The 21824-nt window shown below is 50.3% G+C and carries 15 protein-coding genes; 8 read left to right on the forward strand and 7 right to left on the reverse strand.

The genetic code is table 11. The features are described 5' to 3' along the window. Nucleotides 1-172: 172 nt before the first annotated feature. Nucleotides 173-961 carry an SDR family oxidoreductase gene (locus BLQ88_RS08135; protein WP_090148299.1) on the forward strand — a complete coding sequence of 263 codons (789 nt, stop codon included), beginning with the start codon at nucleotides 173-175 and terminating at the stop codon, nucleotides 959-961. An 18-nt stretch (nucleotides 962-979) separates the two neighbouring features. Here the strand turns inward: BLQ88_RS08135 and BLQ88_RS08140 are convergent, their stop codons facing one another. Further along, complete coding sequence (locus BLQ88_RS08140; RefSeq protein ID WP_090148442.1) at nucleotides 980-4336, reverse strand: VCBS repeat-containing protein; 3357 nt, start codon at nucleotides 4334-4336, stop codon at nucleotides 980-982. Between the two features lie 177 nt (nucleotides 4337-4513). On the opposite strand from BLQ88_RS08140, the gene BLQ88_RS08145 reads away from it, so the two are divergent. Then, the gene (locus BLQ88_RS08145) at nucleotides 4514-7489 is read left to right on the forward strand and encodes an FAD-binding and (Fe-S)-binding domain-containing protein (protein WP_090148301.1); all 2976 of its coding nucleotides are present in this window, start codon (nucleotides 4514-4516) and stop codon (nucleotides 7487-7489) included. 55 nt (nucleotides 7490-7544) lie between these two features. On the opposite strand, the gene BLQ88_RS08150 is transcribed toward BLQ88_RS08145, so the two are convergent. Continuing rightward, entirely contained in the window at nucleotides 7545-8177 is a 633-nt protein-coding gene (locus tag BLQ88_RS08150; protein WP_090148303.1) for an NAD(P)-dependent oxidoreductase, read from the reverse strand. A 194-nt stretch (nucleotides 8178-8371) separates the two neighbouring features. Between BLQ88_RS08150 and BLQ88_RS08155 the strand changes: the two genes are divergently transcribed. Further along, complete coding sequence (locus BLQ88_RS08155; protein WP_090148304.1) at nucleotides 8372-9298, forward strand: PDDEXK nuclease domain-containing protein; 927 nt, start codon at nucleotides 8372-8374, stop codon at nucleotides 9296-9298. A gap of 106 nt (nucleotides 9299-9404) precedes the next feature. Next, nucleotides 9405-10526, forward strand: coding sequence for an ATP-binding protein (locus BLQ88_RS08160; RefSeq protein WP_090148306.1), 1122 nt, complete (start codon nucleotides 9405-9407; stop codon nucleotides 10524-10526). Here BLQ88_RS08160 and BLQ88_RS08165 read toward each other — a convergent pair. The 4 genes from BLQ88_RS08165 to BLQ88_RS08185 form a co-directional block, all read right to left on the reverse strand. Then, a complete protein-coding gene (locus tag BLQ88_RS08165; RefSeq protein ID WP_090148307.1) occupies nucleotides 10523-13300 on the reverse strand; it encodes a DUF5686 and carboxypeptidase regulatory-like domain-containing protein in 2778 nt (925 codons plus the stop codon). The genes BLQ88_RS08160 and BLQ88_RS08165 overlap by 4 nt on opposite strands. Before the next feature lie 63 nt (nucleotides 13301-13363). After that, on the reverse strand, nucleotides 13364-15274 hold the full coding sequence (locus tag BLQ88_RS08170) for an AAA domain-containing protein (RefSeq protein WP_090148309.1): 1911 nt from the start codon (nucleotides 15272-15274) through the stop codon (nucleotides 13364-13366). 24 nt (nucleotides 15275-15298) lie between these two features. After that, complete coding sequence (locus BLQ88_RS08175) at nucleotides 15299-16528, reverse strand: multidrug effflux MFS transporter (RefSeq protein ID WP_090148310.1); 1230 nt, start codon at nucleotides 16526-16528, stop codon at nucleotides 15299-15301. A 505-nt stretch (nucleotides 16529-17033) separates the two neighbouring features. Then, nucleotides 17034-17246 (reverse strand): hypothetical protein, encoded by a 213-nt coding sequence (locus BLQ88_RS08185; protein WP_090148313.1) that lies wholly within the window; start codon nucleotides 17244-17246, stop codon nucleotides 17034-17036. 337 nt (nucleotides 17247-17583) lie between these two features. Here BLQ88_RS08185 and ku point away from each other — a divergent pair, with 337 nt between their 5' ends. From ku to BLQ88_RS08200, 3 genes are read left to right on the forward strand one after another with little or no spacing between them, the layout of a single operon-like run. Beyond that, nucleotides 17584-18357 carry a non-homologous end joining protein Ku gene (gene ku / locus BLQ88_RS08190; protein ID WP_090148315.1) on the forward strand — a complete coding sequence of 258 codons (774 nt, stop codon included), beginning with the start codon at nucleotides 17584-17586 and terminating at the stop codon, nucleotides 18355-18357. Further along, nucleotides 18354-19253 carry a non-homologous end-joining DNA ligase gene (gene ligD / locus BLQ88_RS08195; RefSeq protein ID WP_090148316.1) on the forward strand — a complete coding sequence of 300 codons (900 nt, stop codon included), beginning with the start codon at nucleotides 18354-18356 and terminating at the stop codon, nucleotides 19251-19253. The genes ku and ligD overlap by 4 nt, the downstream gene beginning before the upstream one ends. A 52-nt stretch (nucleotides 19254-19305) precedes the next feature. After that, nucleotides 19306-20472 carry a glycoside hydrolase family 18 protein gene (locus BLQ88_RS08200; RefSeq protein ID WP_090148318.1) on the forward strand — a complete coding sequence of 389 codons (1167 nt, stop codon included), beginning with the start codon at nucleotides 19306-19308 and terminating at the stop codon, nucleotides 20470-20472. A 41-nt stretch (nucleotides 20473-20513) separates the two neighbouring features. Here the strand turns inward: BLQ88_RS08200 and nfi are convergent, their stop codons facing one another. Then, the gene (gene nfi, locus BLQ88_RS08205; RefSeq protein WP_229212621.1) at nucleotides 20514-21254 is read right to left on the reverse strand and encodes a deoxyribonuclease V; all 741 of its coding nucleotides are present in this window, start codon (nucleotides 21252-21254) and stop codon (nucleotides 20514-20516) included. 62 nt (nucleotides 21255-21316) lie between these two features. Here nfi and BLQ88_RS08210 point away from each other — a divergent pair, with 62 nt between their 5' ends. Beyond that, nucleotides 21317-21823, forward strand: a complete 507-nt coding sequence (locus tag BLQ88_RS08210; RefSeq protein ID WP_090148321.1) for a hypothetical protein — start codon at nucleotides 21317-21319, stop codon at nucleotides 21821-21823. Nucleotide 21824 lies beyond the last annotated feature (1 nt).

The following is a 21824-nucleotide window of genomic DNA, read 5'->3' on the forward strand; positions in this document are numbered from 1 at the left end:
AACGTTTGCTCTAAGATTACAAATGCGGGATTTTGCTTACATTCGGCATTTCGGCTTGTCCCATGTGGAAAAATAAACCGCAAAGATAGCCGAAAAATCAACGAAACCGGCAGCGGGACAAACGAAAATCAAAACGTTATCAATCTGAAACCAAGTTTAAAAAGCCAAAACCATGAACCTCGACCTGACCGGAAAAACAGCGATCGTATGCGGAAGCACGCAAGGTATCGGACTCGCCGCCGCCGTTGAACTCGCATTGCTGGGCGCAAACGTGACATTAGTGGCCCGTAACGAAGAAAAACTCCGCGAAGCCATCGAAGATCTGGACACTTCCCTCGGCCAGCTCCACCGGTACGTGGTAGCCGATTTCGCCGATCATGAGGCCGTCAAATCAGCCATTGAAAACTACCTTCGCCTCTGCCCCGAGGTACATATTCTCGTGAACAACACCGGCGGTCCACACGGTGGCCCGATCATCGAAGCGGAAACCGGCGAGTTCCTGAAAGCCTTTCAAATGCACGTCATCAACAACCAGTTCCTGGCGCAATCGGTGGTACCGTCGATGAAAAAGGAAGGTTTTGGCCGCATTATCAACATTATCAGCACGTCGGTGAAGCAGCCGATCATCGGCCTCGGCGTGTCCAACACCATCCGCGGCGCGGTGGCGAGCTGGGCGAAAACGCTCTCGCTCGAACTCGGCCAGTTTGGCATTACGGTTAATAATGTATTGCCGGGCTACACCGAAACGGCACGGCTCGATTCCGTGTTCGAAATGCGGAGCAAGAGCCAGGGCAAGCCCAAAGAACAGGTTGCGGAAGAGCTGAAAGCGTCCATACCTATCCGCCGGTTCAGCGAGGCCAAGGAAGTGGCTGCGGCGGTGGCATTTCTGGCGAGCCCGGCCGCTGCGAGCATTAGCGGAGTAAGCCTGGCGGTGGATGGCGGTCGTACGGAAAGTTTGTAGCCAGCGTCAGCAAGCAGATTATAACTTATTGATTTTGAATAAAACCGGTGCAGCATTATTGACCAGATTGATCAGATAAGGCTGCCCGGCAATGCTGATCCGGCTAATCTGCTTCACTTCGCCATCCAGCGCATAACCGCTTTGGACCGACTGTAAAACCTCAAACTGCATATTACCTTTATTAATCAGCACATTGCCCCGGCAGGCATCGAGGCTACCGAATTGGGGAATAAAATAGGTAAAATTGCCGGCCACGATCAGGTCGGGTTTGCCGTCGTGGTTCACGTCCTCGCTCTGGATCGCATTCAGGCAGGAAAATTGCGTCAGATAAGGCAATGCCACCAGTTTGAACTGCCCCTTGCCGTCGTTCACCGCAATGCCCGATTGCATATAAGTCACGGTCTTTTCCACCGATGATTTCAGTAAATCTTCCGGAAAAAGATCCTGAACCGTGAGCACCGCATATTCCGAATGCTTGATACTCTTCTTTTTCAGGAAAGGAAACTGCGTGGTCATTTCACGTTTCAGCAGCACAGGCAGGTCTTTGGAATCGACGGTTTTGGAGATAACTTTTTCAATCGTCCCGTTTTTGTTAAAATCGTTGACCCACATTTTCAACGGCGAACCTGCCGATGCTTGAAGCGAAAAGTTCTCACCAATGTTACCCAAAACAATGTCCTGATCGCCATCCCCATCGAAATCACCGGTTTTGAGCGTGCCCCAGAAACCCGTATACGCTTCCAGTCCCGTGGGTACCTTTTTGAAATTCCCACCTGAAAACCGGAATGCAGCCGGCGCCATCCAATCGCCCACTACCACCAGCTCTTTCTGCCCGTCGCCATCGATGTCCGTCCAGGCAGCGTCGCGTACCATGCCGGGTTTGGTCAGTTCCGGCGCAATGGCTTTCGTAACGTCCTTAAAATTACCCTTACCGTCATTCTCATAAATGTAGCTGGAAGGACTCGAACCGTACTCGCGCGGAACGCTCCGGCTACCCACGAACAGGTCGGTATCGCCGTCCTTATCGTAATCCTCGGCGGCGATTACCGCGGTATTCATTGCATTAGGGGGCAATGCGCGACTATTAAATGTAAAATTGCCTTTTCCGTCGTTCAGATACAGGCGGGTGGGCAAGTCGGCATTCTTCGCCATGCTTTCATTACCACCGCTTCCCACCACCAGGTCCAGGTCGCCGTCGCCGTCGGCATCGAAAAGCAATGCAGCGGTGTCCTCAAAGCCTGCAAAATCGCTGAATGCCTTTTGGGACGATGACGCAAACTGTCCGCCTTTTTGCAAATACAGTTGCCCGCCCTGCCCTTTCGCACCGCATACATATATATCGTCGAGCCCGTCGCCATTCACGTCGCCAATTGCCGCCTTCGGGCCTTCGCGGGAGAGCATTGCCGGGATATTTCTTTCGTTGTAAAAATCCTCATAACGGTTTTCCCGATGCGCGCCCAGCCCTTTCGCAGGCACATTGGTCAGCATTTGGCCTTGCCTGGGATTTGGCCGATTTGCCGGATCAATGTATTTCACTTTGGCATCCCCAATGGTGAGCGTCAATAATGTATCAGATTTAATTGCACCAATGCTCGTCACCTTGCTTGTAGGCCACAGCACACGCACGGAATCTATCTGGCTTATTTTCCCCAAACCGATGGTCACCGGATATTCCGTGCTCGACTGGAACCCGCGTGAGGGGTTCAGTTGCCTGCTGAAAACCTGGCCACCCGCGTAAACCGCTATTTTAGAACCGATAGCACGGGTATTCATCCCCTGCCCCTTCAAATGGAACCGGATGAAGTGGTTCTTATCCTTCCGGCCTTCGGATTTGTTTTTAAATACAAAACAAGGATCGTTCACATTGTTGACGACCAGGTCCAGGTCGCCGTCGTTGTCCAGATCGGCATAGGCGGCGCCGTTTGAAAACGAAGCTTTGCCAAAACCGAATTCCATTCCCCTTTCCTTGAATTGGAGATTTCCTTCATTATGGAAGAAATGATTGGCGACCGGCGTGGAAGGCATCCGGTCGATAATGCTTTGCATATTCTGTTTTTCGCCCGACATCACCATTTTCTGCGTGACTTCATTGGCAAAAAAGTCGATAAAATCCTGATCGAGAATATCGTGGTAAATGCCGTTCGAAACGTAGATATCTGTTTTAGAATCGTTATCCGCATCGAAAAGCAATGCGCCCCAGCTCCAATCGCTCGCCGCCACGCCCGCGTAATGGGCAATCTCACTGAAAGTCCCGTCCTGGTTATTGAATTGCAGGCTATTCTGCATGTACTGGTTATAAAAACCCTTCTCTTTTTTCAGGTTAAAAAGATAATGGTTCTCGAACGAAGTGGTCGTTTTGTAGCGGTACTCATCGCGCGGGAGCATGTCGGTTACGAACAGCTCGGGGTAGCCATCGTTGTTGATATCGGCCATGTCGGCGCCCATCGAAGCGAGGCTCGTATGCTTGATCCGTTTTTCGAGTTCTTCCGAGAATGTGCCGTCTTTTTGATTGATATACAAATAGTCCTTCTCGTAGAAATCATTACAAATGTAAATATCGGGGTAAAGATCGCCATTGATGTCGCCCACGCTCACACCAAGTCCGAAACCGATCAGGCTGCCATAAATGCCCGCTTTCTCGCTCACGTCCACGTATTTCCCGCCGTCGTTTCGGAATAATTTCGCGCCGCCGCCTTTGAGAAAATCCTTGACGGGCCAGTCTTTCGCGCGCAGGTTGCGGTCGTTGGCGTAATTGAGCGTATTAACCGGTATAAAACTGTTGTTCAGCACATAAGCATCGAGGTCGCCGTCGAGGTCGTAGTCCAGGAAAGCGGCGTGGGTGGAGTACCCGGCTTCGTCCAGGCCGTATTTCCGGGCCGATTCGGTGAATGTAAGGTCGCCATTATTAATGTAAAGTGAGTTGCCCTGTTTATTCACAAATTTCTGGTAACCCGCATTGCAGACGTAAATATCCAGCAGATTATCGCCGTTTACATCGACCATGACTACACCTGTGCTCCATTTATCGGCTTCGGCTACGCCGGCTTTGGCCGTAATGTCCTCAAACTTCCAGTTGCCTTTGTTCAGGTACAGTTTGTTTTCACCCATGTTGGCGGTGAAATAGATATCCGGCAAGCCATCATTATTAATATCCCCGATCGACACGCCGCCGCCGTTGTAGAAATTGCGGTAGTTGAATATGTTGATATCCTCCCGGTCCTCGACCTTGTTCACGAAATCGATACCGGTTTCGGAAGCGTCCATCTCCTGGAAGAGCGCATTAGTATTTTTTTCAGGATCGCTGCAAGAAAATAAGGCGCACAATGCTGCGAGGAATACCGATATCCGTGAAGCGGCAAAACAGTTTGTAGTCATGGGTTTGAACTGGCGGAACCGAACACCCACCATTCACAAAATAATATAAATAACTTAAATGATCCAATACGGATAGCAGGCACAAATGCGGCCGCGCACTTTACGCAACTTTTTGCTGGACTTCCTTCGTTGATGTACGTAACTTTGAGTCCGTTATTTTTCCAGTTAATTGCATTTATGACATCCCTGTCTCCAGTATCAGATGCAGATCTGAGTTTGCTTGCACAACGCCTTGATGGTGACCTCTTTTACGACAATACCATGCGGACGTTATATGCAACAGACGCGTCTGCCTACCGCGAAATGCCCCTGGCCGTATCGATCCCCAAGTCGATTGGCGACCTGAAAACGCTCATTTCGTATGCCACGGAAAAGAAAGTTTCGCTGATTCCCCGTACAGCCGGCACCTCGCTGGCAGGCCAGGTGGTAGGTAACGGTATAATAGTAGACGTTTCGAAAAATTTCAATAAAATAGTCGAAATAAACGCCGAAGAACGCTGGGTACGCGTGCAGCCGGGCGTAGTGCGCGACGAGCTGAATATGGCCCTGAAACCTTACGGACTGTATTTCGGACCCGAAACTTCCACCGCCAACCGTGCCATGATCGGCGGGATGGTCGGCAATAACTCCTGTGGCTCCAACTCTATCGTATACGGCAGCACGCGGGAGCATTTGCTGGAAGTGAAAGCGATCCTGGCCGACGGCAGCGACGCGGAGTTCAAAAATGTGAGCAGCAATGATCTGCAATCGCTTTTGAATAGCGCCCGGCAGAAAAACGGCAGCGCATCACTGCTGGATAAAATATATCTCAAAACCGACGCCATCCTGAACTCGCCTGAAAACCAGGCAGAGATCCGGAAAAATTTCCCGAAACCTTCGGTAGAGCGCCGCAATACGGGTTACGCCCTCGATATGCTCCTGAATATGGAGCCTTACACGACGGGTACCGATGCCGACAGGCCGTTCAATATGTGCAGCCTCATTGCCGGTTCGGAAGGTACGCTTTGTTTTTTGACCGAAATCAAAGTCAACCTGGTACCACTCCCACCGAAAACGCAGGGCCTCGTATGCGTACATTGCGATACCATCGACGAAGCATTGCGCGCAACGATTCTGACGCTCAAATACGGCCCGCACGCCGTGGAGCTCATCGATGAGTACGTACTCGAATGTGCTGCGACCAATGTTGAACAAAGCAAAAATGCATTCTTCGTCAAGAATAAGCCCGACGGAAAGTTTCCGGCCATTCTCGTTGTAGACCTTTCGAGGGAAACCAAAGAAGAAGTGGAGCAGCTGGCCGCCGACCTGGAAAAAGAATTCAGAGAAGTGGGCATCGGTTTCCATTTCCCGCTGCTTTTCGGCGACGATACCAAGAAAATCTGGACGCTTCGGAAAGCTGGTCTCGGCTTGCTGGGTAATATTCCCGGTGATGAAAAAGCGGTAGCGGTGATCGAAGACACGGCGATCGACGTTTACGACCAGCCGGAATACATCCGCGAGTTCAACGAAATCCTGAAAAAACACGGCATGTCGGCCGTGCATTACGCGCATGCAGGCTCTGGAGAGCTGCATTTGAGGCCGATTATCAACCTCAAAACTAGTGAAGGACACCGCCAGTTCAGGATGATTGCAGAGGAGATTGCGGACCTGGTGAAGAAATATGACGGCTCGCTCTCCGGTGAGCATGGCGACGGCCGCCTGCGCGGGGAATTTATCCCGAAAATGGTTGGCCAGCATAACTACCAATTGTTCAAGGACATCAAAAAAGCCTGGGACCCTAATAACATTTTCAATCCGGGCAAGATCGTCGATACCGCGCCGATGGACACGTTCCTGCGCTACGAAGCCGATCAGAAAACGCCCGCATTCAAAACGAATTTCCGTTTCCACGACCAGGACATCCTGCAACACGCCGAGCAATGCAACGGTTCGGGCGACTGCCGGAAAACACATTTGAGCGGCGGTACCATGTGCCCGAGCTTCATGGCGACCCGTAACGAAAAGGACACCACGCGCGCCCGTGCGAACATCCTGCGCGAAATGCTCACGCGCTCGCCCAAGGAGAACCGCTTCGATAACAAGGAGATCAAAGAAGTGTACGACCTCTGCCTCGCCTGCAAGGGCTGCAAAGGCGAATGCCCTTCCAATGTGGATGTGGCGAAACTGAAAATGGAGTTCTTGCAGCAATATCACGACGCGAACGGCATCCCGGTACGCTCTTGGCTCGTGGGTAATTTTTCCAAAATGACCGGCATTGCGAGCTATGTACCGTGGGCTTACAACCTGATCTTCAAGAATGCGCCGCTCCGCAAGATTGCAAATACCGTCGTGGGCTTCCACCCGGAGCGTACCATGCCGCTGCTGCATAGCACGACCGTGAAAAAATGGTATGATCAGCGGAAAAGCAGCGCGCCGAGATCGGAGCGGAAAGTTTACTTGTTCTGTGATGAGTTTACCAATTATAATGATGTAGAAATTGGCAAAACCGCCATTCTTGCATTGGAAAAGCTGGGTTATGAGGTAATTATTCCAAATCACGGTCCTTCCGGACGTCCGCAGCTTTCCAAAGGCTTGCTGAGGGATGCGAAGAAAATCGCGGAGGAGAATATCCGTCTGTTGAAAGACATTATCTCATACGACACGCCGCTGGTGGGCATCGAGCCATCGGCGATCCTCACATTCCGCGACGAATATCCCGATCTCGTAAGCGACGAATTGGTGGAAGATACCAAAATGGTCGCCCAGAACGCATTGCAGTTCGACGAGTTCATCGCTCGTGAAATTGAACTGAAAAACATTTCAAAAAACCAGTTCACCAAGGAAAAACGGCTCATCAAGCTGCACGGACATTGCCAGCAAAAAGCCATTTCCAGCGTCATACCAACGAAAAAAATGCTTTCACTACCGGAAAACTACACCGTACAGCTCATTCCATCGGGATGCTGCGGTATGGCGGGATCGTTCGGTTATGAAAAAGAGCATTTCGATATTTCCATGCAAATCGGCGAGCTCGTACTCTTCCCGACCGTGCGCCAGCAGCCGGAGGAAGTGATCATCGCCGCGCCCGGTACCAGCTGCCGTCACCAGATCCACGACGGAACCGGTCGTAAAGCACTCCACCCGGCGGAAATCCTCTGGAATGCATTGGTTTAAAAGCATTTGACTAATATGAGTAGTGGCCGGCAAACGAATTTGCCGGCCACTTTTTTTAGTTGGAAATAAACGGCGCCTTCCGCAGCCAGGTATCATCCGCAAGCTGCCCGATCATGAATGCGGCAATATCCGCGGCATCGATCTTCGTACCCGGCGAATCGACCCCGCTTACCTTCACCTCCGAGCGGTTCCCATTGAATTCGATGTAAGGAACCCGCACCATAATCCATTCCGCATTGCTTTCGGCAAGCACTGCGTAAGATTTCTGGCGGTCGTTGTGAATGGTCGGAAACGTAGTACGCATCCATTCGGTAGCTTTTGCCGTTTCCTCCCCTTTCCGGTCCGTCGGCGTATCTACATTTAAGCCCGCCAGCACCACATACCGCACCGGCCGATCGCCGATCGCATTCAGGATATTGACGCTGGCTTGGCTCGCAACGAGCGGCTCACCCTGCCGTTGCCCTGCCGTGCTCAAAACCGCGTCGCAGCCATCCAGTAGCGTCTGTACCGCGTCCGGATTCAGCACATCGCCATGCACGATTTCGATCTGTGGGTTTTGAATAGTGAAATTCTCAGGATGCCGCAGCAGCAACTTCAACGAATAACCTTTTTTAAGAAGTTGATTGACAAGATATTGACCCGTACGGCCACCGCCGCCGATCACAGCTATTTTTTGTATTCCTTCCATTTCTCTCTGATAAAATTTTGGATGTAGCAAATTGTCCCGGAATCAAGCGCCGGGGAGGTTACAGAAGAGCATGGCTCGATTCTGTGATTTGGAGAGGTATTTTATCAGGAGATTTTAATGAGGGTAAAGATAAGTAACTAGGCGAGACAAATCTGACGCATTCGAAAAAAGTTTATTCTACAAACCGTTACCAAATGAGAGTCCTTATATCAAAACTATACTGGGAAATCGGCAAATCCATTGCCGAAAAACAGAGCGAAAGCTGGGGTAAATCGATTGTAGCATCACTGTCGAAGGAGCTGCAAGCAGAGTTCCCGAAATCGAGTGGTTTCTCGACTACTAATATTTGGTATATGGTTCAGTTTTATACTGATTATCAATCAGATATAAATCTCCAACCACTGGTTGGAGAAATTAGCTGGAGTAAGCATTTGGTCATATTATCCAAGTGTAAACTTAGTCATGAAAGACAATTCTACATTCTTTCCACAAGCAAATATGGTTGGTCGAAAAATGTGCTTCTTCATCAGATTGAGAACAAGGCATTTGAACGATATCTCCTCAATCAAACCAATTTCGACTACGCATTGCCTGAACCGACCAACAAGCAGGCACTACTCGCTGTAAAAGACACATACACATTCGATTTTCTGGATTTAGCAGAGCTGCATTCCGAGTCCGAATTAGAACAGCAGCTTGTAAAAAACATCCGAAAATTTTTATTGGAAATGGGCAACAACTACACTTTTGTCGGGAATCAATACCGGATTCAAGTCGGAGAAAGGGACTACTGGGTGGATTTGCTTCTCTACCATCGTAAACTGCAATGCCTCATTGCCATCGACCTTAAAATTGGAGAGTTCGAACCCGAGCACAAGGGCAAAATGGAGTTCTATCTTTCGGTTTTGAATGACAAAGTTAGGTTACCTCACGAAAACGAGTCAATTGGAATCATCATTTGCAAAAACAAGGACAGAACCGTCGTAGAATATTCATTGAAAAACACCGCGCTGCCTATTGGCGTCGCCACTTACAACACCACCAACCAGTTGCCTAAGCAATACCGAAAACTGTTACCAAGCGAGGAAGAAATTACAGCGAAGCTTAGAGATTTCTACTAACAAATATGCAAAAACTCGACTTTTTGGGAATGGATTCCTAAAAAACATCGACTTTTTAGGAATCCATTCCCAAAAAGTTGTAATTTTATAAAAACCGAGATGCCATATGGTCACACGAAATCTCCAAGCCGTACTCGAAAAGAAGCTGTATGATGGCAAAGCAATTATACTGACAGGTGCCAGGCAGGTGGGTAAAACTACATTACTTCAAAGCCTCTTCGGCAGCTCTGACGACACACTTTGGCTCAACGGCGATGAAGCGGATGTACGGGCATTGTTCGATAATGCGACTTCCACTCGATTGAAAAACCTGTTTGCAGGAAAGAAAAACATCGTCATCGATGAAGCTCAGCGCATTGCTGATATCGGTGTAAAATTAAAACTGATCACCGATAATATTCCAGGAGTTCAGCTCATAGCAACCGGAAGCTCTTCTTTTGAACTTGCCAATAAAATCAATGAACCACTTACCGGTCGGAAATGGGAGTACCAAATGTTTCCATTGTCGTTCGGTGAAATGGTAAATCACCATGGCCTGATCGAAGAGCGGCGGCTGCTGCCTCAACGGCTGCTTTATGGCTACTATCCTGATATCGTCAATAACCCCGGCGAGGAAAAAGAAATTTTAAAACAACTGTCTGACAGCTATTTATACAAAGACATTCTCACCTGGGAAAACATTCAGAAACCTGAAAAACTACTGCGTTTGTTACAGGCATTGGCATTTCAGGTGGGATCACAGGTTTCTTACAATGAATTGGGGACAATGTGCGGGCTCGATAACAAGACTGTCGAAAAATACATAAACCTGCTCGAACAGGTTTTTATCATCTTCCGGCTCAGTTCTTTCAGCCGCAATTTGCGGAACGAGCTTAAAAGCAGTCGAAAAATTTACTTTTACGACAACGGCATCCGCAATGCATTGATCGCCAATTTCAGCCAGCCTGAGCTCCGGACCGACATAGGTGCATTGTGGGAGAACTTCATTATTTCCGAGCGGATGAAGTTTGTCAACTACAATGGCATTTGGGCGAATCAATACTACTGGCGAACCAAAGAACAAAACGAAATCGATTATCTGGAAGACATTGACGGCCAGCTGCATGCCTATGAATTTAAATGGAGCTCGAAAGCCCGGGCCGTTTTATCCAAAACGTTCAGCAACGCATATCCGGGCAGCGAATTCAAGATCATCCATCCGAATAACTTCGAGGAATTTATATTTTAATTCCTCCCCCAGTTAATATTCATCGTAGTCCCGACCCGAAAGACGGTACGCTTATACTTAAATCCTTCAAAACTATTAGCCACCTCGACGCGCAGGGGGAAGCGGATGCCGATGTCCAGTCCGTAGCCTAGCTCTGCGTAGTTGCGCGAGTCGGGGGTGGCGAGGTAATGCAGGAAGAAGTTTTCTTTCACGCCCATAATGCGCAGCCAGGTGATCTGGGTTAGCAGGAATTGGCGGAGCTCGCTGAGTACGTGTGCTTCGAAGAAACTTTTGGAAGTACTGTACTTGTAGTAATCGAGCATGCGGAATGTGCCGACGGGATCGCCGAGCTGGAAAAAGAAACGGTTGCCCGCAAAATGCTCGTAATCGGGAAATTGAAGACTATCTCGGCCCAGGAAACTGCCGACGGCCAGCTTATAACGCAATTTGCTGCGGATACCGGTCTCAAACCCATGCTCGATGCCGATCCGCACGAAGTCATAACCGACGTCGCTGCCGAATGCATTGCGGATGCCTTTGCGGTATCCGATGGAAAATTTCGGTGAATCGTCGTCGTAATAGGAAGTCTTGCCGTTGCGTGTGCGGTACTTCTGCCAGGGTTTGTAGGAAGCGGCAATGCCGATGGTGAGTGCCTGGTGGCGCTGCAATGGTGGAGGCAGCACATTTGCATCGGTGCGGTTTTCGGCATTGTCGGGGATGTTGGAGGTAAACTCCCGCCGTTTCCAGTCGATCCAGCGGTATGGCGACGTCCTTTCCAGGTTGGACAGCGCCGTGCGATCCGCATATTCGATGCTGGCTTTAAGTTCGAAATGTTCGTTCTCCCTGCTGTTCTTAAAATCGACCCGGAAGAAATCCTTTTGATATTCTTTGATAAAATTTTGCTCCAAAAACAGTGTTGTGAGCGTGTTCAGTAGCGGATGCATCGGACTTTCGCCATTGAACTGGGCAATGCCCCGCCCGCCCGACACGCTGATCGCATTACGCGCCCAGCTGTAATTGCCCACGCCTGTCGCGAGCAACTTGTTACGACCGAACGAATACCGCGTCAACCCTCCCACCGACCAATCATGACCACCTTTGACGACTCCTGACTTCCCGGTATCAGAACCTGCCTTCTTCCGCCCGCCCGAATGCCGCAATTTCAGCCCCGCGCCATTCAGTACCAGCCCTTCCACCGTATTCACCTGCACACCAGGCAACGGACCGATGTAATCCAGCCGGAACGGACTTTCCTTACCCAACCGGAAATTACGGCCCGTCAGCAGGTCGCCGAAGCCGAACTTGTTACCCTTCTTCGATCTGGTCGTATCCGCTTTGCTGGTTTTCAGGCTATCCTTCTGTTTTTCGGAGCCTTCATTGATAATCACCAGACTGTCCAGCCGGGTGTAACTTTTCACTTCCGCCACCGTAAGCGGCACCGTCCGCAGCGAATCCCAGAAAGCCATGCTCCTTTTCGAAGCCATCGAATCCACTTGCGTGGAGTCTTCCCGGTTCATTTTCATATCGATATCCTCGCCCTTTTTCTCTTTCTCTTTAAGGTCCTGCTTTTCGTACTCCTTCATCATCTTGCGCAGGTTTTTGGCCGAAAACGATTTCTGCTTGCTTACCACATCCTCCATGCTCTGCGACTTGATTTCCCGGCCGGTCAGACGTACTTTTTTGGCTTCCTCGGCATATTTCTTGTCATCGATTACCGCAATATCCGGTTTGAATGTAGGGTTGATCTTCACATTCGTGAAAGACTGCGAAATCACGAAATCGCCTTTTCCTTTAAAACCATAAATGCCTCCCGCTACGTGGAATTGCTGGTTAACCGGCATCCACACGCCTTGTACCGGGCTGTAAACCTGCTTGATATCGACCCGGAAACCGGTATTGACCGTCTGCAAATCCAGGCTGTAAATACTCCATTCGCCCTCGATGATCTGGATTGTGCCGCGGTACACGCCTTCGCCCCAATTGCGCGGCGTTACTTTGATTTTGTTCACTTCAATGCCATTCTCGCGGAATGCGCCCAGGTATTCGAATTTATAATAGGTAAATGCGCGCGGCGAGAGCGGCGACACCGCTTTCACGACTTCCGGCTGGTAAAAGCTTGCGAGCAGGTACATATTCGGGTCGGCCATGTTCTTGTCCATACTGCTCCGCGTGGCCACTACGCGTTGTTTATACACATTTGGCTGGCGGAACGTCACTTCCGAAACCGTCTCGTTCAGCATCGGAACGCCCTTTTTGAAATTGGCTTCCTTCTCCATTTCCTTTAATTCCTTTTTATAGAGGAATTCCATCGGGAGGTCGGTGACCACAAACGACGATTTGGAATACACTTTGGCGGTGTAAGCATCCACTTGCAGGAAATGGTAACGGCTTTTGGCAATGGCGCTCCGCATGATGGTGTACGCCGGATCCTCGTCGCGGGCACCAATGCGCACCTCCCCGAGGCTCAGCGCCTGCTCCTCCATGGTGAGGTCAAAAGTTTGCATTTTATCCTCTACCGTGAAGCTTTTTTGCCCTGTTTTATAACCCAGGTACTGAAAAATCACCTCATAATACCCCGGTTTCAGATCGAGCTGGTAGCGGCCTTCTTCATTGGAAATGGTACTCACGCTCGTTCCTTTCACAATAATGGCCGCAAAGGGCAGCGGTTCGCCTTTTTTGGTTTTAATTAAACCTCTTAACCCGCCGGGCGGGTCGCCGCCCGGCGGTGTTTGCGCGAGGGTGGCAAGGGAAGTGGTAACGATCAGACAAAACGCGAGAAGGTACTGTTTGAACATAGGATTTTCAGCAAGTCGGATGAATATCTTTGTGTCTGAAAGAAAAATCCACTCATCACATACTTACAAATCCGAAAACTCCCAGGCGCTTTGATAGGTATTCAAACCCTCGGCGTAGGCGATGAAATTTTCGTAAAACGGCAGCACCGAAAGCGTTGCGCTATCGCCTATCACGACGAGTTTCTTGCGTGCGCGGGTCATGGCCACGTTCATGCGGCGGATGTCGGCGAGGAAGCCGATCTGTCCTTCGGCATTGCTGCGCGTCATGCTGATATACACCACATCCCGCTCCTGCCCCTGGAAGCTGTCGATGGTGTTGACGGCTATTTTGTCGAGATAAGGTTGCAGATCAAGTGCGTGCGCGAGCTGGGTTTTGAGAATATTGATCTGCTCTTTGTAAGGTGAAATAATGGCAATGCTGGGAAAATCTTCGATTTTGGCATTACGCTGCGCAAATTCCGTCGCCAGTTGGGTCAAATGCTTGAAAAGAAATACCGCCTCTTCGGGGTTGGTGGAGCTGGTACCTTCCAGCTTTTCATCGAAACCACATCCTGCCGTATCGACAAATGCCAGCGGCGCCTCGCCTGGAAAGAGCACACGGCTCGCCACCGATTCGTGGGCCTTTAATTTATCCTGATAAAACACTTTGGAAGAATAACCCATAATCGCCTCGTTCATGCGGTATTGCTCTTCCAGCAGGACAACCGAGTCAGGATGCAATGCCACGGATTTTTCGAGCAATGTGGTGCTCAATCCGCCTTTGGCCGCATCTTCCGATTTAATGGTTGGAGGCAATTGCAGATGGTCACCGGCAAATACCACTTTCTCCGCTTTCAGGATCGGTATCCAGCAGGCGGGCTCCAATGCCTGCCCCGCCTCGTCGATTACCACGGTACGATACTTCATGCCGCGGACGATGAAATGGTTCGAGCCCACAAGCGTAGCCGTCACGACTTGCGTTTTGGTCAGCAAATCATCGATAATGTACTGCTCCATGTTCGCCACATCCTTCATAATGCGGTGTGCCTCGTCGAACAATGCTTTCCGCTGGTCGCGCTCGGCCTTTCCGAAATGGCGCTTGTATTTGTGCGCCATATTTTTGTACTCGTTGGCCTGCTTTTTCAGCGTTTTAATGTCCTTCACGCTCGGGTGTGCCGACATTTTACTATCCAAAGTCAATGCCGAAAGTCGTTCCGAAACACGCACCGGGTTTCCGACACGAAGTACGTTCAGGCCTTCCTCGCTCAATTTTTCACTCAGCAAATCCACTGCCGTATTGCTCGGCGCCACGACGAGAACTGGCCGGCTATCCTTTTTAACCAAAGCCTTAATGGCCTGCACCAATGTGGTGGTCTTACCCGTACCCGGAGGCCCGTGCACGATCGCGAGCTCCTGCGCGGAAAGGATATTCTGCACCGCGCGCTGCTGCGACGGATTCAGTTTGGGAATATGAATGGGATAAATGTCTTTGTCAAATGAAGGCGCTTTCTCTCCGGTCAGCACCTTGATCAAATGCCCTTCTTTTTCCGACGAACCCAGCGCATCCGCAGCTTTCAATGCGGATTGCATTTCGTCGTAACTGTTATCATCGAACAGCAAATCGATGCCCAGCTTGCCATCGCGCGACCATTCGGGAAGCTCGTCGGTACGCAATGTGATTTTCAGCCGGTTACCGCCCTGATGAGAAACAACTCCTTCGACGCGGTCCTTTTTAGGTTCATGGTTACTGAACAAAACAGCCGGCATTCCAAACCGCAACTGATGCGGCAAATCCTGGTGCGTCGTACGTTCCACTTCCACGGTGAGGTAATCGCCGCGGCTCATTTCCTGGCCGCGGATGGCAATGGGGTACCACGCCAGCCCGGCGGCACGGCGTTCGGAGACAGACGAGCGTTCGATCAATCGCTGGTACGATTGCTTATCTTCTTCCCTTTCTATTTTCAGTAATTCGAGTAGTCGCTTGAAGTAATCCATTCACAAATTAAATAAACCGGCCGCTTAATGCATCACACCGGCATCCGCACCCTGCTGTACTTCCACCTTGCTCGTGATAAACCGCCTGCCTACCACCAGCACAATCAGCGCCAGTGTAGCCGAACCGGCCATAGCCGCCACCATTGGAATGATAGAAGGCTCCTCGAACAAACTGATCGCAATGGAAATCAATGTGCCCGCTCCCATTTGAAATGCGCCCATGAGCGCCGACGCGCTACCCGCATTACGCGTGAACGGCGCGAGCGAAAGTGCGGCTGCATTCGGGTAGGTGTAGCCCACGCAGCACAGGAAAAGGAACAGGAATACGAGCGTGGAGGTGAGCGTCAATGCGTCGTTCAATGCCGCTGCGAGGAAGGTAAGACCAATTATCGCCTGGCATATCAGCGCCACATTCACAATTTGCTCACTTGTAAACCGCCTCAGTATCAAAGTATTCACCTGCCCGGAACCGATAAAGCCCACGGAAAGAAATGCAAAGATCCAGCCATACAGCTTGCCGTCAATTTTAAATACCTCCATAAAAACAATAGGCGACCCGGAAACGTAAGCGAACAGCCCCGCAAATGCGATGGCGCCGGTAATGGAATAGGTGTAAAACTGCGGCTCGCGGAACACCTCCATGAAGTTCGCGATGATGGGTTTGGGTTTCAACGAAAGGGTTTTGTCGGGCTTGTAGCTATCGGGCAGCCACAATGCGGTGGCAGCGAAAATGGCTACACCCATGACAGTCAGGATCATAAACACGGCGTGCCAGCCGAATGCGTCGGTCACATAACCGCCCAGCGTCGGCGCGATCATCGGCGAAAAACCCACGACCAGCAATAGCAGCGAGAATACTTTGGCATTCTCACTCACCGGGAAAAGGTCGCGTACCATCGCTACGGAAGCCACAGTAGCGGCACAGCTGCCGACAGCCTGGATGATGCGCAGCACGATCAGTTGGTCGACGGTCGTTGCCACCGAGCAACCTGCCGATGCAAGAATATACACCGCCAAACCGATAAAAAGCGGCTTTTTACGGCCAAAACGATCCAGCAAGGGCCCGTACAGCAGCTGACCGAGCGATATTCCAACGAAATATCCCGACAATGTCTGCGAAACTTTTGCGGCGGTAGTATTCAGGTCACGCGCGATGGCCGGGAAGCCCGGCAGGTACATATCGATCGAAAAAGGGCCAAGCGCTGTCAGGCTCCCCAGAATGAGGATCAGGAAAAAGTAAGTCTTTTTGGACATGGAATTTTGTGGTGTGGAGCATTTTGGTACTCTGCTAACACCGATAGCGCGGGGCTGGTTCGGTTGGGGAGGAATTTCGTGGTGGGGAGATGGACCGCCGACGGCAGACCGCCGACCGCCGATCACGTGGATGTTCGTTCGTAATGCTGTCAGTGGTCGGCGGTCACATTAAATTTCGGTAATAATGCGATCGGCGGTCGGCCGTCAGTGGTCGTCGGTCATAAAAAAGGCCCCGGATATACCCCGGAGCCCCGCTCTTATTTTCATGGCAACAGACCGAAGATCATGCTGCGACCCAGTTGAGTTTCTTATAAACCTCCTTTTCGCTTTCACTTACCGCGTAAGGAACCTTGTTTTTGAGATAAATAATGCAACCATGTCCCTTCTTAATGGGGGTAATCTTCATTACGTCTTCTCTATGAATAATAATATTAATGAGCTTTTGCCCAAGCAATTTGAAAGTACCTTTCTGTACCATGTCCTTCTAAAAGAAAAAAGTTAACGCTTATGCAATTCCACTGATCGAATTTCCCGATTTCGGATAGAGCAGGAAGTAATCCTTCGAAATAAGGAAATAGCCAAGGTCGGTCCGGTTACTCAATTGTAGAAAATCAGCCACTTCTCTTTGGGCTTCCGATTCAGATCTGGCACCTGTGACGGTAAGCACTGCGCCGGGTTTCAAGCTTTTCGCTGGGTCGTTACCTAGTGTCGCTACCATAGTTATATCCGATTTAAGAGTTAGTCTTGTTGTGAAATTGTTTTCGGAAGGCATCCATTAAAAAGACATGCCAGACTCCGGGCACAACGAACGTATAAGGATATTTCAGGGAGGCTTACGTGGTAACTTGCTAGGAAGTTAGAAATTCAAATAGTTGATTACAAGCATTTTGTAAATTTCTACAAAAATTTAATGCGCAACCCCCGAACTGAGCGCTCAAACGCACACCGGCTGTCCGTTTTTGAGGATGTATTATCAAATTGATCACACCCGCCCGCCCACTCGACGGAGACAAAGGCATGAATTTTGCTTGCTACTGTTATCAAACGACAACAATATGAGAGCAATATGGTCCGGGGCGATCGGGTTCGGCCTTGTGAATATCCCCGTCAAACTTTTCAGCGCCGTCCAGGCGAGCGAGCTCGATCTCGATATGCTGGACAAAAAAGACCACGCAAACATCCATTTCCAGCGTGTGAACGCCAATACCGGCCGCGAGGTGAAGTGGGAGAATATTGTCCGTGGCTATAAAGTGGAAGACAATTATGTGGTGCTCGACGAAACCGATTTTGAAAAGGCGAGTCCCGAAAAATCGAAGATTATCGAAATTGCGGAGTTTGTCGACGAAAAAGAGATCGACAGTATTTACTACGAAACGCCTTATTACCTCCAACCCGAAAAATCGGGCGCGAAACCTTATGCATTGCTGCGCGACGCCCTGAAAAAGACCGGCAAATGCGGCCTGGGTACTTATGTACTGCGTAACCGCGAAAGCCTGGTGCTCATCAAACCGCAAAACGAGCTTTTGATCCTCAATAAAATCCGGTTCGCCGAAGAGATCCGCGATACCGACGAGCTGAATATCCCAGATGTGAAGATCAAACCCGCGGAAATGAATATGGCCGTACAGCTCATCGAGCAGCTGACCACCGATTTCGACATTTCAAATTACAAGGATACCTATAACGAGAAGTTGCTGAAACTGATCATGGCCAAGGCGAAAGGGAAGAAACCGGCTGCTACCAAGATGAAAGTCGTGCATTCGAAAAGCCGCGACCTGATGGCCCAATTGAAGGAAAGCCTGAGCGCGCCTAAAAGAAAAGCATCATGAAAAAGAAAGCAGAGATTACCCACCCGGAGAAGATATACTGGCCGGACGAGCATATTACCAAAGGCGAGCTGATCGAGTACTATCGAAATATCGCGCCCTATATTTTACCCTACATGAAAAACCGGCCGCTCTCGCTGCGCCGGCAACCTAACGGCATTAAAGATGAGGGCTTTTTCCAAAAAGACGCCAGCGATTCGGTGCCGGAATGGATCAAAACCTTTGAAATACTCGCCGAATCAACCGGGAAGATGGTGAACTACCACGTGGTGAACGATGTAGAAAGCCTGCTGTACATTGCCAATCTGGGCTGCATTGAAATGAACCCGTGGAATTCAACGATCAACAAGCTGGAAAATCCCGACTGGGTGGTGATGGACATCGACCCATCGGACAAAAACACATTCGACGATGTGATCGACGTAGCGCTGACCATCAAGCAAATTCTCGACGAAATGGGTATTGAAGGTTTTTGCAAAACGTCGGGAGCGAGCGGAATGCATGTTTACATTCCATTCGGCAAGAAATACGACTACGACCAGGCCCGCGACTTCGCCGAAATGCTGGCACAACTGGTCACCGAGCGCCTGCCTAAAATCACCACCCTCGAACGTTCGCTTTCCAAGCGTAAAAAGAACCAGATTTACGTCGATTACCTGCAAAACCGCATCGGGCAGACGCTCGCGTGTGCGTACAGCGCCCGCCCGAAGCCTGGCGCAACGGTTTCGACACCGCTGGAATGGAGCGAGGTGCAGCACGGGCTGAGTCCGAAAGATTTCACGATCAAGAACATTTTCGACCGGCTCGATAAGAAGGGCGACCTCTTCAAGGGCGTTCTGGGCAAAGGCATTAATCTCAATAAAGCATTGCAAAAACTCTCGGTACCTGCGCAGGATTAGGAGATGATTTGAAGGTGTATTTAATTTAACCCTTCAAACCAAAACCAATACCATGCGCCTAATCCCTACTCAAAAGAACATCGGCACCGCATTGCTGATGGTATTCCTCATCGCCCCATTACTTTTCCTGAACAGCTGCTCGTCAGACAAAGACGGCGAAGGCGACGCAGATTCCACCAAACGGCCCGTCGTGATCGGTTATGTGGGCGGTTTCCACGGCTTGCTGAACACCAGTAATATCGAAGCGAAAATGCTTACGCACATCAACTACGCATTTATCGATATTAAGGACGGCAAGGCGTTTTTGAGCAATGAAAAAACCGACACGACCAACTTCCGTCAGCTTAATCTTCTCAAAGCCGACAATCCCGAACTGAAAATCCTGATCTCGATCGGCGGCTGGGCTTGGAGCGAAAATTTCTCCGACGCCGTCCTCACCGATTCTTCACGCAAGGTATTCGCCAAAAGCAGCGTTGGGATCATCAAAAAATACAATCTCGACGGTGTAGACATCGACTGGGAATATCCTGGCCTGCCCGGCGAAGAAGGCAACGTTTTCCGCACCGAAGACAAGCAAAACTATACTGAAATGTTCCACGCGATCCGCAACGAGCTGGATGCTTTGGAAAAAGAAACCGGCAAGAAAAAACTGCTCACCACCGCGGTAGCCGGCTGGGTGGAGTTTTTGAAAGCCACCGATATGAGCAAGGCCCAGGCGTACCTCGACTATGTAAACCTGATGACCTACGACCTTTTCCAGGGCGACACAGCCGTCCACCACGCGAGCTTGTACCCTTCCAACATCTACAAGACGGCCAAATCAGTAGATAATGCGGTAAAAGGCTTCCATGCGGCAGGTGTACCGATGGAGAAACTGGTGGTAGGGCTGCCGTTCTACGGCCGGATGTTCACGGTTGCGAAACTGGAAAAAGGATTAGGTCAAAAGCAGATCAAGCAGCAATACATCGACGGCTATTCCTACATTAAGGATAGTTTGGTCAACAAAAAAGGCTACAAAGAATACCGCGACACAGTAGCAAAAGCGCCTTACCTCCTCAATGCAGAAACGGGCGACGTACTAAGCTACGACGACGAAGAGTCGGTCAGAGAAAAATGCAAATACGTCCTGGCTAACAAACTAGGCGGAGTAATGTTCTGGGAATACGATTCCGACCCAAAAAAATACCTCCTAAACGAAATCGACAAATCCCTAAAATAACCCAAGGTTTCAACCTTGGGAAGCAGCCCCCTCCCCCCCCCTCAAAACAACCTCCACCGCTCAACCTCATAATACCCCTCGGCAAGCGCCCCTATCCGGAACCTGTTCACGTACTCATGTGCGTGACGCGTGGGCTCGGGCAGGCGGTGCTTGCCGGTACATTTGAGCGCGAGGGTGAGACTATCTTCGAGGCTCATTTTGTGCCCGGGTGATATGAACACCGGCTTCACATGATCCTTCGTCCGCACGGCGTAGCCAATCACTTCGCCCTTGTCGGTCACATGCGTGTACTCCCCTTTCGACGCGCCCGGCTCACCATACTGACCCGCCAGCTTTTTCTTCGCGCAACCCATCGTAACCGCGCCGGTAAGCACGCCGAAATGCGAAGCAATGCCCATTCTCCGGCCGTGCAGGATGCCATTACCGTCGAACATGACCACATCGGGTTTCACCGGCAGCTGTTCATAGGCTTTCAGGATGGCCGGTATTTCGCGGAATGCGAGGTAGCCGGGCACATAGGGAAATATGGTGCTGCTTTTCACCAGTGAGTAGCTAATAGGTTGAAGTTCGGGATAACTCAGTACCACCAGTCCGGCGTAGACGGTTTCGCTGTAAAGCGCGAGGGAAATATCGGCACCGGCGATCGTTTGAATGCCCTTTTGAAGCGGTTCCAGATTTAAATGGCCACGCAGCTGCTGCTGGATGAGCGTCGCTTCGGGGATCGTGAGCTGGTCGTAATTCAGCTCGGGCGTGATAACCATCCGGTTCAATGAGTCTGGCATGATATTTCGTGGTTGTATACCAAAGTTATTTACCCTGAATATTCAAAAACCAAGCCACCTTCATGGAACAGACCTCCGTCAGACGCAAATGGGCGAACTGGAAATTCATTTCGTTCATCGTGATCCTCATTGCCATCTTTGTCAAATTCTATGTGCTCGACGAACACGACGAGAATGCGGCGGTTACCGTCGAGCTCGACCTGCCGCAGGTTGCAATGCGCAGCCAGCAGGAAGTGGCCGCGATCCTTGGCAAAGGCCAGCTCGAAAACTTTTACCGGGACGAAAAAGCCGGCTGCGAAAAATGCCCCCGGGTGAGCTACCGCGACGGCAAGGTGGAAATTATTTATATGAGCGAGATTGCGGACCAGATCCGGCTGAACGGCCTCGCGGATTACGCCTTCGAAAACCGCATTATCCTCGGATTGCTCAACCTCTCCGAAAACATCGCCCCGAACATCGATAGTGGCGGCGTTAAAACCTGGGATAACTATCAGAAATACACCCAGATCTCCGCATTTTCGAAGGACGGCCATGTTGATTACATTCTGGTCAAAAGCAAGACCGAATAGC

Origin of the sequence: Dyadobacter soli, assembly GCF_900101885.1 — a bacterium.
GTDB classification, from domain to species: domain Bacteria; phylum Bacteroidota; class Bacteroidia; order Cytophagales; family Spirosomataceae; genus Dyadobacter; species Dyadobacter soli.

Excerpts from the sequence above, each read along its gene's own strand:
- BLQ88_RS08135 (WP_090148299.1), top strand. The coding sequence starts at position 173 with ATGAACCTCGACCTGACCGGAAAAACAGCGATCGTATGCGGAAGCACG.
- BLQ88_RS08140 (WP_090148442.1), bottom strand. The coding sequence starts at position 4,336 with ATGACTACAAACTGTTTTGCCGCTTCACGGATATCGGTATTCCTCGCA.
- BLQ88_RS08145 (WP_090148301.1), top strand. The coding sequence starts at position 4,514 with ATGACATCCCTGTCTCCAGTATCAGATGCAGATCTGAGTTTGCTTGCA.
- BLQ88_RS08150 (WP_090148303.1), bottom strand. The coding sequence starts at position 8,177 with ATGGAAGGAATACAAAAAATAGCTGTGATCGGCGGCGGTGGCCGTACG.
- BLQ88_RS08155 (WP_090148304.1), top strand. The coding sequence starts at position 8,372 with ATGAGAGTCCTTATATCAAAACTATACTGGGAAATCGGCAAATCCATT.
- BLQ88_RS08160 (WP_090148306.1), top strand. The coding sequence starts at position 9,405 with ATGGTCACACGAAATCTCCAAGCCGTACTCGAAAAGAAGCTGTATGAT.
- BLQ88_RS08165 (WP_090148307.1), bottom strand. The coding sequence starts at position 13,300 with ATGTTCAAACAGTACCTTCTCGCGTTTTGTCTGATCGTTACCACTTCC.
- BLQ88_RS08170 (WP_090148309.1), bottom strand. The coding sequence starts at position 15,274 with ATGGATTACTTCAAGCGACTACTCGAATTACTGAAAATAGAAAGGGAA.
- BLQ88_RS08175 (WP_090148310.1), bottom strand. The coding sequence starts at position 16,528 with ATGTCCAAAAAGACTTACTTTTTCCTGATCCTCATTCTGGGGAGCCTG.
- BLQ88_RS08185 (WP_090148313.1), bottom strand. The coding sequence starts at position 17,246 with ATGGTAGCGACACTAGGTAACGACCCAGCGAAAAGCTTGAAACCCGGC.
- ku (WP_090148315.1), top strand. The coding sequence starts at position 17,584 with ATGAGAGCAATATGGTCCGGGGCGATCGGGTTCGGCCTTGTGAATATC.
- ligD (WP_090148316.1), top strand. The coding sequence starts at position 18,354 with ATGAAAAAGAAAGCAGAGATTACCCACCCGGAGAAGATATACTGGCCG.
- BLQ88_RS08200 (WP_090148318.1), top strand. The coding sequence starts at position 19,306 with ATGCGCCTAATCCCTACTCAAAAGAACATCGGCACCGCATTGCTGATG.
- nfi (WP_229212621.1), bottom strand. The coding sequence starts at position 21,254 with ATGCCAGACTCATTGAACCGGATGGTTATCACGCCCGAGCTGAATTAC.
- BLQ88_RS08210 (WP_090148321.1), top strand. The coding sequence starts at position 21,317 with ATGGAACAGACCTCCGTCAGACGCAAATGGGCGAACTGGAAATTCATT.